Source organism: Streptomyces sp. JHA26 (genome assembly GCF_002005565.1).
In the GTDB taxonomy this organism is placed as follows: domain Bacteria; phylum Actinomycetota; class Actinomycetes; order Streptomycetales; family Streptomycetaceae; genus Streptomyces.
Map to the genome: position 1 here is coordinate 1 of NZ_BDJC01000048.1, position 14,642 is coordinate 14,642.

Here is a 14,642-nt window from a genome sequence, read left to right on the forward strand (position 1 = left end):
CGGCGCGGCCGCGGGACCGGACGGCGCCCGGCCCGCCCCGTCGCCCGTCCCGTCGCCGGGCCCGGTCCGCGCGTGCGGCACCCTCGGGTCGGCTCCCTGGGCGCCGGGCCACGCGACCCGGCCGCTCCCGGGCCGCCCCGTCCGGTCGGCGCCCCAGGCGGAGGCGGGCTCCGGACGGCTGCCGTGCCGGGACGCGGCGGCGGGCGGCTCCTCCACCGGATCCTCGTCGAAGAAGTGCGGTCCGGTCTCCTCCACGGAGGGCGCCGCGGGCCGCACGCCGGGCGGCGGGGCGAGCGGCTCGCCGTCCTTGGGCGCCGGCCGGCTGGTGCCGGCCACCCAGGAGGCACCGTTCCAGTACCGGACGTATCCAGGAATGGACGGGTCCGGGTAATACCCTTCGCGGGGTCTGTCGTCGCCGGGGGCCGGGGTTGGGGCGCTCATGTCCGTCGTCCCGTATCTGCTCGGGGTTGGTTTGGGGGCCTCCACATCTATCAGACGGGCGCAACCCGTACGGCCGGTCCCGCCGTACGCACCCCTTTCCGGGCAACCTCGTGCACGGACCTTCACACGAAGGAGGAGCCCGGCGGGCCCGGGGAGGCCGCCGGGGAGACGTTCCGCGGGCCCGCTCCCGCGCACCGGGCGGGAACGGTCAGAACAGCTTGCCCGGGTTGAGGATGCCGAGCGGGTCGAAGACCTGTTTGACGGCCCGCTGCATCTCCAGTCCCACCGGGCCGATCTCGCGCGCCAGCCACTCCTTCTTCAGGACGCCCACGCCGTGCTCGCCGGTGATGGTGCCGTCCAGTTCCAGGCCGAGGGCCATGATCTCGTCGAAGGACTCGCGGGCGCGCCGCGACTCGTCGGGGTCCTGCGCGTCGAAGCACACGGTGGGGTGGGTGTTGCCGTCGCCCGCGTGGGCGCAGACCCCGATGGTCAGGCCGTACTTCGCGGCGATGCGCTCGACGCCCTCCAGCATGTCGCCGAGCCGGGAACGCGGCACGCACACGTCGTCGATCATCGTCGTGCCCTTGACCGCCTCCAGGGCGGTGAGGGACAGCCGCCGCGCCTGGAGGAGGAGTTCGGACTCGGCCGCGTCGTCGGCGGGGACCACCTGCGTGGCGCCGGCGGCCTCGCACAGCACGCCGACGGCGGCGAGGTCGGCGGCCGGGTCGGTGGTGTCGAAGGCGGCGAGCAGGAGGGCCTCGGTGGTCTCCGGCAGGCCCATGTGGGCGAGGTCGTTGACCGCCTTGACGGTCGTACGGTCCATCAGTTCGAGGAGGGACGGCACGTGTCCGCCCTCCATGATCCGGCAGATCGCGTCGCAGGCGGCGGACGCGGAGGCGAACTCGGCGGCCAGCACCAGTTGCTCGGGCGGCTTGGGCCGCAGCGCGAGGACGGCCCGCACGACGATGCCGAGGGAGCCCTCGGAGCCGACGAACAGGCGGGTGAGGTCGTACCCGGCGACGCCCTTGGCGGTGCGGCGGCCGGTCGACATCAGGCGGCCGTCGGCGAGGACGACGTCGAGGCCGAGGACGTACTCGGCGGTCACCCCGTACTTGACGCAGCACAGGCCGCCGGAGGCGGTGCCGATGTTGCCGCCGATGGTGCACGTCTCCCAGCTGGAGGGGTCCGGCGGGTAGTACAGGCCGTGTTCGTTCACCGCGCGGGAGAGCGTGGCGTTGACGACGCCGGGTTCGACGACGGCGACGCGGTCGACCGGGTTGATCTCCAGGATGCGGTCCATCTTGGTGAGGGACAGCACGATGCAGCCGTCGGTGGCGTTGGCCGCGCCGGACAGGCCGGTGCGGGCGCCCTGCGGGACGACGGGGACGCGCAGCTCGGTGGCGGTGCGCATGACGTGCTGGACGTCCTCCACGGTGCGCGGCAGGACGACCACGGCGGGGGCGCCGGCCGGGCAGAAGCTCGCCATGTCGTTGGCGTAGGAGGCCGTGACGTCCGGGTCGGTGAGGACGGCCTCGGCGGGCAGGGCGGCGCGCAGCCGGTCGACGAGGGTGCCGGTGACCGCGGGGGCTGCGTCGTCCTCGTCGCGGGGCGCTTCGATACGGCTCATGGGTTCCCTCCGGGAAACCCCGGCCTCCGGGCCGGGGAGAGATCGGCTTCCGCGGACCGCTTCTCCCCCTCCTCCACACGGTGCTCCCCGTGCGGCACGACCCGCGGCACGGCCCACGGCGCGAGCCGTGGGCCCCTTCGGTCACGAGGAGAAGAAGCCAAGATCACAGCGTCGCACCCGGGGCCATCGGTGTGAACCCCACCGACGGCACCCTTCGCCTGCCCGGGACGCTTGTCATATTGACGCACAGTGAGGGGCATGGACATCCGGACGTCGAGCGTCGTGCCGGGCCCGCGGAAGCGGCGGGCGCGCCGGGCGCTGATCGCCTCCGCCGCCGGCTGCGTGGTCCTCGGCGGGGTGCTGGTGCTGCTGCCGGGGGAACGGGGCTCCGCTCCCCCGCCCGCGCCGGGAGCGGCGGCGCAGGCGCGCGGCGCGGTCACCGGTGGGGTGCCGGCCGCGCTGCCCGATCTGGCCCTGCTGATCGGCGACCGGGAGCGGCACCTGCGGGCGCATCCGCTGGACGGGCGGGCGTGGGCGGTGCTGGGCGCGGCCTACGTGGAGCAGGGCCGGCGGACCGCGACCGCCGCGAACTGGCCGAAGGCCGAGAAGGCGCTGCGCACGTCGCTGAAGGTGGGGGCGCGGAACGATCCGCAGACCCTGGAGTCGCTGGCGGCGCTGGCGGTGGAGCGGCGGGACTTCCCCGAGGCGCGGAAGTGGGGCGAGAGCGCGCTGAAGCTGGCGCCGAAGCGGTGGACGACGCACGCGGTGCTGATCGACGCGTACACCGGGCTCGGCGACCACGAGGCCGTGGGGCGGGCCCTGGACCGGATGAGGAAGCTGCGCCCGGGCCTGCCCGCCGTACGGGCGCGGGCCGCCGCCGTCTACCGGAACCGGGGCTGGCAGGACGACGCGGAGGCGAAGCTCTCCGACGCGGTGGCCCTCGCCACGGCGCCGGCCGAGCGGGCGGCGTACCTGGAGCAGGCCGGGCGGCTGGCGTTCGAACGCGGGGACCGCGAGGGGGCGCTGCGGTACTTCCGGGAGGCGCTGCGCACCGACCCCGACCAGCGGGCCGCGCAGGCCGGGGAGGGCAGGGCGCTGGCGGCGCTGGGGCGGACGACGGAGGCGATGAACGCCTACCAGGCGGCGCTGGCCAGGCGGCCGTGTCCCGAGTACGCGCTGGAGCTGGGCGAGCTCCACCAGTCGCTGGGACTGGAGGAGGCGGCGCGCGTGCAGTTCGACCTGCTGCGCAGACAGGTGCGGGACGCCGAGGAGGCGGGGGCGGACGAGGAGCTGGTGGTGGGGCGGTTCGAGGCGGACCACGGGGACGCGGGGGCGGCGGTGGAGGCGCTGGAGGCCGAGTGGCAGCGGCAGCCGGGCGTCGAGGTGGCCGACGCCCTGGGCTGGGCGCTGTACCGGACCGGTGAGCACGAGGAGGCGCTGCGGTTCGCGTCGATCGCGACGGACGGCGAGCACGGCGGCGAGGCGCGCAACGCCCTGTACCTGTTCCACCGGGGGATGACCGAGCGGGCGCTGGGGCGGTACGGGCCCGCGCGACGGCACCTGCGGGAAGCGCTGGTGATCAACCCGTACTTCTCCCCGCTGCGGGCGCCCGAGGCGAGGCGGGCGCTGGCGGAGCTGGGCGAGCCCTCCCTGGAGGACCCGCCCCGGTAGGACCCGCCCCGACAGCCGCTCGCGGTCGTCAGAGGTTGCCGCGCTTGGCCTGCTCGCGCTCGATCGCCTCGAACAGGGCCTTGAAGTTGCCCTTGCCGAAGCCCATGGAGCCGTGGCGCTCGATCATCTCGAAGAAGACGGTCGGACGGTCCTGGACCGGCTTGGTGAAGATCTGCAGCAGGTAGCCGTCCTCGTCGCGGTCGACGAGGATCTTCAGCTCGCGCAGGATCTCGACGGGGACGCGGGTCTCGCCGGCCCACTCGCCGAGCGTGTCGTAGTACGAGTCGGGCGTGTCCAGGAACTCGACGCCGGCCGCCTTCATCGTGCGCACGGACTGCACGATGTCGTTGGTGTTCAGCGCGATGTGCTGGACGCCGGCGCCGCCGTAGAACTCCAGGTACTCGTCGATCTGGGACTTCTTCTTGGCGACGGCGGGCTCGTTGATCGGGAACTTGACCTTGAGGGTGCCGTCGGCGACGACCTTGGACATCAGCGCGCTGTACTCGGTGGCGATGTCGTCGCCCACGAACTCCTTCATGTTCGTGAAGCCCATGACCTTGTTGTAGAAGCCGACCCACTCGTTCATGCGGCCGAGTTCGACGTTGCCGACGCAGTGGTCGACGGCCTGGAAGGTGCGCTGCGCGGGCGGCTCGACGATCGGGCTCGCGGCGGCGTAGCCGGGCAGGTAGGGGCCGTCGTAGCCGGTGCGCTCGACCAGCGTGTGGCGGGTCTCGCCGTAGGTGGCGATGGCGGCGAGGACGACGGTGCCGTGCTCGTCCTTGACCTCGTACGGCTCCGCGACCGAGCGGGCGCCGTGCTCGACGGCGTAGGCGTGGGCGGCGCGCGCGTCCGGGACCTCGATGGCGAGGTCGACGACGCCGTCACCGTGCTCGGCCACGTGCTGGGCGAGGAAGCGGCCCCACTCGGTGGCCGGCTTGATCACCGAGGTGAACACGAAGCGGGCGGAGCCGTTCTCCAGGACGTACGAGGCGGTCTCGCGGCTGCCGTTCTCCGGTCCGGAGTAGGCGACCAGCTGCATGCCGAAGGCGGTGGAGTAGTAGTGCGCCGCCTGCTTGGCGTTGCCCACGGCGAAGACGACCGCGTCCATTCCCTTGACCGGGAAGGGGTCGGCCTGCCGGGCGGTGTCGGGAGTGTGGTGTGTGGTCTGCGTCATGGCCGCAGGGTCTCCCGCGCCCGCAAGGTGCGCAATAGTTTGCGTTTTCACTGGGCAGTCTGCCCAGGGAAACGCCGGGTGCGGCGGGCGATCTGTACAGGATGACCAGCCGGGAGGGCGGGGAGATGGGGATCGATCGTCTCGACGGGCGGATCATCGGACTGCTGGCGCGGGAGCCCCGGATCGGGGTGCTGGAGATGTCCCGGCGCCTGGGGGTGGCACGCGGCACGGTGCAGGCGCGGCTGGACCGGCTTCAGTCGAACGGAGTCATCCGCGGATTCGGTCCGGACGTGGACCCGGCGGCGCTCGGCTACCCGGTGACGGCGTTCGCGACGCTGGAGATCCGGCAGGGTCAAGGGCCCGACGTCCGGGCGCACTTGGCGTCCGTGCCGGAGGTACTGGAGCTGCACACCACGACCGGCACCGGGGACATGCTGTGCCGGCTGGTGGCCCGCTCGAACGCCGATCTCCAGCGGGTGATCGACCGCGTCGTCGGTTTTGATGGCATCGTCCGGGCCGCCACGGCGATCGTGATGGAGAACCCGGTTCCGCTGCGGATCATCCCGCTGGTGGAGCAGGCGGCCGAGGACCACGGCCGACGACGCGAGTGAGACCGCCCGAACCCGGAGGTGAGCGGACGTGAACTTCTGGGAGTTCCTCGGCAGCCGCCACCAGCAGCTGCTCGCCGACGCCTACCAGCACGCCAGCGCCGTCTTCCAGTGCATGGTCGCCGCGACCGTCCTCGGGGTGCTGATCGGCGTGGTCACCTACCGCAGCGACTGGGCGGGCAACCTGGCGACGCTCACCACCTCCACCATCCTGACCATTCCGTCGCTGGCCATGATCGGCCTGCTCATCCCGGTCGTCGGGCTGGGCGTGCCGCCGACGGTGACCGCGCTGACCCTGTACGGGCTGCTGCCCGTCGTGCGCAACGCGATCGTCGGGCTGCGCGGCGTGGACCCGGCGCTGGTGGACGCGGCCCGGGGCATCGGGATGTCGCGGGTGGCGCGGCTGCTGAAGGTGGAGCTGCCGCTGGCCTGGCCGCCGATCCTCACCGGCATCCGGGTCTCGACGCAGATGCTGATGGGCATCGCCGCGATCGCCGCGTACGCCTCCGGCCCCGGCCTCGGCAACGAGATCTTCCGCGGGATCGCGTCGCTGGGCAGCAAGAACGCGCTCAACCAGGTGCTCGCGGGCACGCTCGGCATCATCGTCCTGGCCCTGCTGTTCGACGCCGCCTACGTCCTGCTGGGCCGGCTGACCATCTCCCGGGGGATCCGTGTCTGAGACGTCCGGGACCGGGACCGCCCCCGTCGGAGCCACGGGCGCCACGGGGGCGACCATCGAGCTGGAGAACCTGACCAAGCGCTATCCCGGCAGCCCGCTGCCCGCGGTGGACGACGTCTCCATGGAGATCAAGGCGGGCGAGACGGTCATCTTCGTGGGCCCCTCGGGGTGCGGGAAGTCCACCACCCTGAAGATGATCAACCGGCTGATCGAGCCGAGCGGCGGACGCATCCGCATCGGCGGCGAGGACGTCACCGACATCGACCCGGTGAGGCTGCGCCGGACGATCGGTTACGCGATCCAGTCCTCCGGCCTCTTCCCGCACATGACCGTCGCCCAGAACATCGCGCTCGTGCCCCGGATGACCGGCTGGTCGAAGGCGCGGGTGCGGTCCCGGGTGGAGGAGATGCTCGACCTGGTCGGGCTGGACCCCGGGGAGTTCCACGACCGCTACCCCCGCCAGCTCTCCGGCGGCCAGCAGCAGCGGGTCGGCGTGGCCCGGGCGCTGGCGGCGGATCCGCCGGTGCTGCTGATGGACGAACCGTTCGGCGCGGTCGACCCGATCACCCGGGACCACCTCCAGGACGAGCTGATCCGGCTCCAGCGCGAGCTGCACAAGACCATCGTCTTCGTCACCCACGACTTCGACGAGGCGATCAAGCTGGGCGACCGGATCGCGGTACTGCGCGAGCAGTCCCACATCGCCCAGTTCGACACCCCGGAGGCGATCCTCACCAACCCGGCCGACGACTTCGTCTCCGGTTTCGTGGGCGCCGGGGCCGCGCTGAAGCGGCTGAACCTGACCCGGGTGCGGGACGTGGGGATCACCGACTGTCCGACGGTGTCCGTGGAGGACCCGCTCCAGCACATCTTCGACCGGCTGCGGGACGGCGGCACCAACGAGGTCCTGCTGCTGGACCGGCGCGGCCGCCCGTACAAGTGGCTGCGGCGCGGCGACCTGATGCGGGCCAAGGGCTCCCTCGCGCGGGCCGGGACGCTGGTCACCGACACGGTGACCCGGGACGCGACGCTGCGGGACGCCCTGGAGGCGGTGCTGACCGACAACACCGGGCGGGTCGCGGTCACCGGGCGGCGCGGCGAGTACACGGGCGTCGTCGACATGGAGACGCTGATGAACTCGGTGCAGGAGCTGCTGGAGGCCGACCGGCTGGACGCGCTGGAGCACCGGCACGACCTGGAGGAGGCCCGGGCCGACCGGACGCACTCCGAGCAGGAGGGGTTCGGAGGGGCGGCGAAGGCGTGAGGTCACCGACGGGCCGGCAGGACGAGGGCGGGCGCGGGAGCGACGGGACGCTCACCGCCCCGGACGGCGACGACGGGGAGCGCGGGCCCCGCCCGGCAGGGCCCGCCCGGACCGCCCGGCGGATCACCTGGCGGAAGCTGATCGTCCTGCCCGCGGTGCTCGGGGCGGTGCTGCTGGCGACCTGGCTGTGGTTCCGGCAGGCCGAGCTGGACGCGCTCAGCGAGAACGCCCTGGCGAACGGCGCGGTCACCAAGGCGCTGTGGCAGCACGTCCAGCTGACCGCGATCTCCACCTTCTTCGTGCTGATCATCGCCATTCCGCTGGGGATCCTGCTGACCCGCAAGACGTTCCGGAAGGCCACCCCGGTGGCGATGGCGTTCGCCAACATGGGTCAGGCGACACCGGCCCTGGGCCTGCTGGCGCTGCTGGTGATCTGGCTCGGCATCGGCCGCCGTTCCGCGCTGATCGGCATCATCGTCTACGCCGTCCTGCCGGTGCTCTCCAACACCATCGCGGGCCTGCGGGCCAACGACCCCACGCTGCTGGAGGCGGCCCGTGGGATCGGCATGTCCCCGATGGACGTGCTGACCCGGGTGGAACTGCCGCTGGCCGTCCCGCTGATCCTGGCCGGGGTGCGCACCGCCCTCGTGCTGAACGTCGGCACGGCGACGCTGGCCGTGTTCGGGGGCGGCGGCGGTCTGGGCGTCCTGATCACCACCGGCATCACCAGCCAGCGCATGCCGGTGCTGGTGCTGGGCTCGGTCCTCACCGTCGCGCTGGCGCTGCTGGTGGACTGGCTGGCCTCGCTCGCCGAACTGCTGCTGCGGCCGCGCGGCCTGGAGGCGGGCACATGAGGCGGCGCGCGTGCCTGCTGGCCGCGGCGGTCCTGGTGGCGGCCTCCGGCTGCGGTCTGACCAGCGGCTCCCCCATGGTGGACGACGTGGAGCCCGGCACGATCGGGCGCGGCCGGCCCCTGGAGGGCGCCGACCTCACCGTCGTCTCCAAGGAGTTCACCGAGCAGCTGATCCTCGGCGCGATCATGGGCATCGCCTTCGAGGCGGCCGGGGCCGAGGTGCTCGACCGCACCGGCATCCAGGGCTCCGTCGGCACCCGCGCGGCGGTGGAGAACGGCGACGCGGACGCCACGTACGAGTACACGGGCACCGCCTGGATCACCTACCTCGGCAACAGCAGGCCGATCCCCGACCCGCGGCGGCAGTGGGAGGCGGTGCGGGACGCGGACGCGAGGAAGGGGCTGACGTGGCTGCCGCCGGCGCCGATGAACAACACCTACGCGCTGGCGATGAACCAGGCCAACCACCGCAGGTACCGCACCAGGACGCTGTCGCAGGTGGCCGCGCTGTCCGAGAAGGACCCCGCCGCCGTGACGCTGTGCGTGGAGGGCGAGTTCGCCAACCGCGCGGACGGCCTGCCGGGCCTGGAGAAGACCTACGGGATGAGCATCCCGCAGCGGAACATCACCCAGATGGACACCGGGATCATCTACACCCAGACGGCGAAGGGCGCCTGCACCTACGGCGAGGTCTTCACCACCGACGGGCGGATCAAGTCGATGAACCTGGTGGTGATGGCGGACGACAGGAAGTTCTTCCCGAACTACAACGCGGCGCCCATGGTCAGGACCGACACCCTGGAGAAGTGGCCGGCGATCGCCTCCGTCCTCGCCCCCGTCACCAAGGCGCTGACCAACGACGTCGCGCGGACCCTGAACGCGAAGGTCGACGTCGACGGGGAGGACCCGCACCAGGTGGCGCTGGACTGGATGAAGGAGAAGGGCTTCGTGAAGGAGGGCTGAGCGCCGCTCGGCAGGAAGCGCTGCTCAGCAGGAGGGAACCCGGCCCTTGCCCGACTTCAGGGACCGCAGCGCGTCGACCGCGCCCTTCAGGGAGGTCACCGGGACCAGCCGCAGCCCCTCGGGCAGCTCGGCCCGCGCGTCCGAGCACTCCGCCTTCGGCACCAGGAAGACGGTGGCCCCGTCCCGCCGGGCGGCCTGCGTCTTCAGCGGCACGCCGCCGACGGCGCCGACCTTGCCGCCGGCGCTGATCGTGCCGGTGCCGGCGATGGTCCGGCCGCCGGTCAGGTCGCCTCCGCTGCCGTCGCCGGCCAGCTTGTCGACGATGCCGAGGGAGAGCATCAGGCCGGCGCTGGGGCCGCCGACGTCGCCCAGGTCCAGCCGGACGTCCACGTCGGACGGGTCGAGGTCCAGGTAGTCCAGCGCGGCCGTCGTCGCCGTGTCCTGGGACTCGCGCATCTGGTCCAGGTTGTACTTCTCGATCTCCTCGACGTCGTCGCCCTCGGGGTAGACGGCGTCCAGGGGCATGACCGCCCGCTCGGTGTCGAACCAGTTGCCCAGCACGTCACCGAGCGAGACCCTGGCGTCGGGGCCGGTCGCCACGATCGTCGTCATCCGCAGCTGGCCCTCGGTGTCCCGGGTCGGCGCGCCCGAGATCCTGATCACCTCGTTGCCCTGGTACTTCTCGAGCACGTCGGCCGTCGACCCCGGCTGCGCGACGGCGAACGGCAGGGGGGCGAACACCACGGTGGCGAACAGCGCCACGACGGGCAGGGCGCAGACGGCGACCGCCTTGGGCCGCGTGAGACGAGAGAGCACGGAGTCAATCTAACGTGCCCCCGCACCGGCGCGGCGCGGGCAGTCACGGGCGCGGGGCGGGGCGGGCCGCCGGGACGCCTCCCCCGGAGGGGCCCCGGCGCCCACCCGCGCCCGCCCGCGCTCACCGCAGCGCTTCCGCCACTTCCCGTGCCGCCTCCATCACCCGCGCCCCCACCCGCTCCGGCACCACGTCGGACAGCATCACGACCCCCACGCTGCCCTCCACCCCCGTCACCCCGAGCAACGGCGCCGCGGCCCCGCACGCCCCCGCCTCCAGCTCCCCGTGCGTCAGCGTGTACCCGGGCCCCGGCTCCGCCACGGCGCCCTGCTGCCGGGCCGACAGGATCGCCTTCCCCGCGGCCCCCCGCTCCAGCGGATGCCGGAACCCGGCCCGGTAGGCCACGTGGTAGTCCGTCCAGGTCGGCTCGACGACGGCCACGGCGAGCGCCTCCGCGCCGTCCACCAGCGTCAGGTGGGCGGTCGCCCCGATGTCCTCGGCCAGCGAGCGCAGCGCCGGCATCGCCGCCTCGCGCACCAGCGGGTGCACCTGGCGGCCCAGTCCCAGCACCCCCAGCCCGACCCGGGCACGTCCGCCCAGGTCGCGGCGGACGAGCGCGTGCTGCTCCAGCGTGGCGAGCAACCGGTACACGACGGTCCGGTTGACGCCCAGTCGGTGGGACAGCTCGGTGACGGTCAGTCCGTGGTCCGTATCGGCCAGCAGTTTGAGGACACGCAGTCCCCTGTCGAGCGTCTGAGAGGTCTCCGCGGTCACGACGCCCACTCCTTAGTGGTGAGGTCGGCGGCCCCCTCACGGCGGATGCGTCACCGAGTCCCGTCGGTCACGCGCTTCAGAGGCCGCCGGTCGGCTGACGGCCCGGCCTTGTGCCCGGGCCCAGTCGCTTCACGGCTGCGCTCCGCGGCGGCGCTGCCACGGGGCGTGTGCGTAGCGGGACAGTAGCGAGCCGGTCCGCTCAGCGGAAGGCTCCGTCCAGAATCCGGTCAGTAACCGGTCGGAACTGACCGTGTTTGTCCTCATACGTGCACCACGCGCCGTGGTTCCCCCACCCCACCGTGTCACTTCATGCGCGTCGCCCACTCCCGCACCTTGGCGATGCGCTGGCGCAGTTGCCCGGCGGTGGCCTCGGCGCTGGGCGGGCCGCCGCACACGCGGCGCAGTTCGGTGTGGATCACCCCGTGCGGCTTGCCGCTCTGGTGGACGTAGGCGCCGACCATGGTGTTGAGCTGCTTGCGCAGCTCCATCATCTCCTTGTGCGAGACCACCGGGCGGCGTTCGGCGGGCAGTTCGAGCAGGTCGGCCTCGTCGTCGGGCTTCTTGCGGCTGTGCGCGATCTGCCGGGCCTGCCGCTTCTGGAGCAGCAGCTGCACCTGGTCGGGCTCCAGCAGCCCGGGGATGCCGAGGTAGTCCTGCTCCTCCTCGCTCCCCGGGTGGGCCTGCATGCCGAACTCGGCGCCGTTGTACATGACCCGGTCGAAGACGGCGTCGGACTCCAGCGCCTCGAAGGGCAGCATGTCCTGCTCGCCGGTGTCCTCGTCCTGCTCCCGGTTCGCCTCGTCCATCTCCTTCTCGGACTCGGCGTAGGGGTCCTCCTCGCCCTCCTTCTTGGGCCTGTCGAGGACGTGGTCGCGCTCGCGCTCCATCTCGTTGGCGAAGGTGAGCAGGTCGGGCACGGTCGGCAGGAAGACGGAGGCGGTCTCGCCGCGCCGCCGGGAGCGCACGAAGCGGCCGACGGCCTGCGCGAAGAACAGCGGCGTGGAGATGGTCGTGGCGTACACCCCGACCGCGAGGCGCGGCACGTCGACGCCCTCGGACACCATGCGGACGGCGACCATCCACCGGTCGGTGCCCCGGCTGAAGGTGTCGATGTTCTTCGAGGCGCCGGCGTCGTCGGAGAGCACGACGGTGGCCTTGTCACCGGTGATCTCGCGGAGCAGCTTGGCGTAGGCGCGGGCGGAGTCCTGGTCGGCGGCGATGACGAGGGCGCCGGCGTCCGGGATGGCCTTGCGGACCTCGGTGAGCCGCTGGTCGGCGGCGCGCAGCACGGCGGGCATCCACTCGCCGCGCGGATCCAGCGCGGTGCGCCAGGCCTGGCTGACGGCGTCCTTGGTCATGGGCTCGCCGAGCCGGGCGGCGATCTCGTCACCGGCCTTGGTGCGCCAGCGCATGTTGCCGCTGTAGCTCATGAAGATGACGGGGCGCACGACGCCGTCGGCGAGCGCGGAACCGTAGCCGTAGGTGTAGTCGGCGGCGGAGCGGCGGATGCCGTCGTTGCCCTCCTCGTACGTGACGAAGGGGATCGGGTTGGTGTCGGACCGGAACGGCGTACCGGTCAGCGCCAGGCGCCGCGTGGCCGGCTCGAAGGCCTCCAGGCAGGCCTCGCCCCAGGACTTGGAGTCACCGGCGTGGTGGATCTCGTCGAGGATCACGAGGGTCTTGCGCTGCTCGACGCGGTTGCGGTGCAGCATGGGCCGGACGCCGACACCGGCGTACGTGACGGCGACGCCCTGGTACTCGCGGCCGAGCGGGCCCGCGCTGTACTCGGGGTCCAGCTTGATCCCCACCCGGGCCGCGGCCTCGGCCCACTGCTTCTTCAGGTGCTCGGTGGGCGCGACGACGGTCACCTGCTGCACGACGTGGTGGTGCAGCAGCCAGGACGCCAGCGTCAGCGCGAACGTCGTCTTTCCGGCGCCGGGGGTGGCAACCGCCAGGAAGTCCCGGGGCTGCTCCTGGAGGTACTTCTCCATCGCCCCCTGCTGCCAGGCCCGCAGCTTGCTGGCGGTGCCCCACGGGGCACGGCCGGGGAAGGCCGGGGAGAGGTGGTGCGGGGTGCTGGGGCTGGCGGTGGTAGTCACGGTCTCCGAAAGGGGTAGAACGGCTCGGCCACGTATGACAACCGGGCCACCCTACCGGCGGCCCGACGCGATCGACGCGCCCGCCGGGTCGGGTCACCCCCGGGTGGGACGGACGTCACAGCCGTCGCGTCCGCCCCGCGAGCCCCGGCCGTTCGCGGTTCACCGCTCCCGCAGCCGCGTCGTCACCCACACCCCCGCCAGGGCCACCGCCGCCATCGGCAGGAACACCGCCGCGAAGGCGGCCGGGTGGGAGCCGGTGGCCCCGGTGGCCGCGTGGGTCACCGTGCCGCCGCCGAGGGCCGCGAAGGCGGCGCCGCCCGCGGACAGCAGGACCACGTTGGACAGGCCGTCGGAGATCTGGAGGGCGGCGGAGTTGGCGCCCGCCTCCTCGGGGGCGGAGAGCTTGAGCAGGAGCACGCTGGTGGAGGAGATCACCAGGCCCATGCCGAGGCACCCGAAGCCCCAGGCGACGGCGACCGTCCAGACGGGCACGGCGTCGATCAGCACGCTGGGCGCCGTGAGGATGGCCGCCGCGACCAGGAGCATGCCGAGGGCCATCAGACGCTCCCGGTACGGCTCCATGCGCGGCCGGGACTGGAGCCAGGAACCGGCCGCCCAGGTCGCGCCGCCCGCCGCCAGGGAGAGTCCGGCGAGGGTCGGGCTGAGGCCGCGCTGGGTGACCAGCATCAGCGGGACGAAGGACTCGGCGGCGATGAAGGACCCCGCGGCGACGCCGCGCAGCAGGACGACGGAGGGCAGGCCGCGCGCCGCCCGGTAGGTGCCGCGCGGGAGCAGGCCGAGGACGGCGGGGACGAGCAGCGCCACGCCGGCCGCGCCGGGCAGCAGGGAGATCCAGCGCAGGTCCTGGGCGGCGTACTGGAGGAGTCCGGCGCCCAGGGAGATGCCGAGGGCGAGGCGGATCCGGCGGCCGTCGAAGGACGCCGGCGCCTCCGCTCCGTCCACCGGGCCCGCCGCCCGGCTGCGTATCTGCGGCAGCGCGAGCGCCAGCGGGAAGACCACCAGCACCGGGATGCCGACGAACACCCACCGCCAGCCGAGGTGCTCGGTGACGGCGCCGGAGGCCAGCGGCCCGACGACCGACGGCACGACCCAGCCCGCCGCGAACGCCGCCATGATCGCGGGCCGCAACCGCTCCGGGTAGGCCCGCCCGACGACGACGTACAGCGCGACGATCACCAGCCCGCCGCCGAGCCCCTGCACGGCCCGCCCGAGGATGAACAGCCACATCGCACCGGCCGTCCCGGACAGCAGCAACCCGGCCGCGAAGGCGGCGATCCCACCGGTCAGCGGCCCCAGCGGACCCCGTCGGTCGGACCACTGCCCGGAGAGCACCATGCCGAACAGGCTGGTCGTGAAGTACCCCGAGAACGCGAACGCGTACAACGACACCCCGTCCAGCTCCCGTGCCGCGACCGGCATCGCCGTGCCGACCGCCGTCGCCTCGAAGGCGATCAGCACCACCACGGAGACGATGCCGATGCTCAGCGCCCGGTAGGCGCGGCTCAGCACGGTGTCGGGGCGGGCGGCGAACCCGGTGGCCGGGCCGGGGCCCGCGGGGTCCGCGACGTCGGTGTCGCGCGGGTCAGGGAGGGTCATGGTGGCCAGAGTAAGGTCCGCAGCCCGCCTTGACCCCTGTCGGGAGGCGGTACGGGAC

Annotated in this window: 13 protein-coding genes; 6 read left to right on the top strand and 7 right to left on the bottom strand. The window is 73.1% G+C overall.

The window, feature by feature from the left end; translation table 11 throughout:
- Both JHAT_RS25165 and JHAT_RS25170 read right to left on the bottom strand, forming a co-directional pair.
- Nucleotides 1-441, bottom strand: a 441-nt coding sequence (locus JHAT_RS25165; RefSeq protein ID WP_143660500.1) for a DUF2510 domain-containing protein, incomplete at its 3' end; no start/stop codon positions are given.
- A 208-nt stretch (nucleotides 442-649) separates the two neighbouring features.
- Complete coding sequence (locus JHAT_RS25170; RefSeq protein WP_077800543.1) at nucleotides 650-2,068, bottom strand: FAD-binding oxidoreductase; 1,419 nt, start codon at nucleotides 2,066-2,068, stop codon at nucleotides 650-652.
- Between the two features lie 258 nt (nucleotides 2,069-2,326).
- Between JHAT_RS25170 and JHAT_RS25175 the strand changes: the two genes are divergently transcribed.
- Nucleotides 2,327-3,739: a lipopolysaccharide assembly protein LapB gene (locus tag JHAT_RS25175; protein WP_077800544.1), complete on the top strand. Its 1,413-nt coding sequence runs from the start codon at nucleotides 2,327-2,329 to the stop codon at nucleotides 3,737-3,739.
- 28 nt (nucleotides 3,740-3,767) lie between these two features.
- Here the strand turns inward: JHAT_RS25175 and hppD are convergent, their stop codons facing one another.
- The gene (gene hppD, locus JHAT_RS25180) at nucleotides 3,768-4,913 is read right to left on the bottom strand and encodes a 4-hydroxyphenylpyruvate dioxygenase (RefSeq protein ID WP_077800545.1); all 1,146 of its coding nucleotides are present in this window, start codon (nucleotides 4,911-4,913) and stop codon (nucleotides 3,768-3,770) included.
- 125 nt (nucleotides 4,914-5,038) lie between these two features.
- Here hppD and JHAT_RS25185 point away from each other — a divergent pair, with 125 nt between their 5' ends.
- The 5 genes from JHAT_RS25185 to JHAT_RS25205 are packed head-to-tail and all read left to right on the top strand — an operon-like array spanning nucleotide 5,039 to nucleotide 9,280.
- Nucleotides 5,039-5,524: an Lrp/AsnC family transcriptional regulator gene (locus JHAT_RS25185; protein WP_077800579.1), complete on the top strand. Its 486-nt coding sequence runs from the start codon at nucleotides 5,039-5,041 to the stop codon at nucleotides 5,522-5,524.
- Between the two features lie 28 nt (nucleotides 5,525-5,552).
- A complete protein-coding gene (locus tag JHAT_RS25190; protein WP_077800546.1) occupies nucleotides 5,553-6,200 on the top strand; it encodes an ABC transporter permease in 648 nt (215 codons plus the stop codon).
- The gene (locus tag JHAT_RS25195; RefSeq protein ID WP_077800547.1) at nucleotides 6,193-7,464 is read left to right on the top strand and encodes a betaine/proline/choline family ABC transporter ATP-binding protein; all 1,272 of its coding nucleotides are present in this window, start codon (nucleotides 6,193-6,195) and stop codon (nucleotides 7,462-7,464) included. The genes JHAT_RS25190 and JHAT_RS25195 overlap by 8 nt, the downstream gene beginning before the upstream one ends.
- Nucleotides 7,461-8,318, top strand: coding sequence for an ABC transporter permease (locus JHAT_RS25200; RefSeq protein ID WP_077800548.1), 858 nt, complete (start codon nucleotides 7,461-7,463; stop codon nucleotides 8,316-8,318). Before JHAT_RS25195 ends, JHAT_RS25200 begins: the two co-directional genes overlap by 4 nt.
- Nucleotides 8,315-9,280, top strand: coding sequence for a glycine betaine ABC transporter substrate-binding protein (locus JHAT_RS25205; RefSeq protein WP_077800549.1), 966 nt, complete (start codon nucleotides 8,315-8,317; stop codon nucleotides 9,278-9,280). Before JHAT_RS25200 ends, JHAT_RS25205 begins: the two co-directional genes overlap by 4 nt.
- Before the next feature lie 24 nt (nucleotides 9,281-9,304).
- Here the strand turns inward: JHAT_RS25205 and JHAT_RS25210 are convergent, their stop codons facing one another.
- The 4 genes from JHAT_RS25210 to JHAT_RS25225 form a co-directional block, all read right to left on the bottom strand.
- Nucleotides 9,305-10,096 carry a S16 family serine protease gene (locus JHAT_RS25210; protein ID WP_077800550.1) on the bottom strand — a complete coding sequence of 264 codons (792 nt, stop codon included), beginning with the start codon at nucleotides 10,094-10,096 and terminating at the stop codon, nucleotides 9,305-9,307.
- A gap of 121 nt (nucleotides 10,097-10,217) precedes the next feature.
- Nucleotides 10,218-10,868: an IclR family transcriptional regulator gene (locus JHAT_RS25215; protein ID WP_077800551.1), complete on the bottom strand. Its 651-nt coding sequence runs from the start codon at nucleotides 10,866-10,868 to the stop codon at nucleotides 10,218-10,220.
- Nucleotides 10,869-11,170: 302 nt separating this feature from the next.
- Complete coding sequence (locus JHAT_RS25220) at nucleotides 11,171-12,967, bottom strand: DEAD/DEAH box helicase (protein ID WP_077800552.1); 1,797 nt, start codon at nucleotides 12,965-12,967, stop codon at nucleotides 11,171-11,173.
- A 159-nt stretch (nucleotides 12,968-13,126) separates the two neighbouring features.
- On the bottom strand, nucleotides 13,127-14,584 hold the full coding sequence (locus JHAT_RS25225) for an MFS transporter (protein WP_077800553.1): 1,458 nt from the start codon (nucleotides 14,582-14,584) through the stop codon (nucleotides 13,127-13,129).
- Between the last annotated feature and the right edge of the window lie 58 nt (nucleotides 14,585-14,642).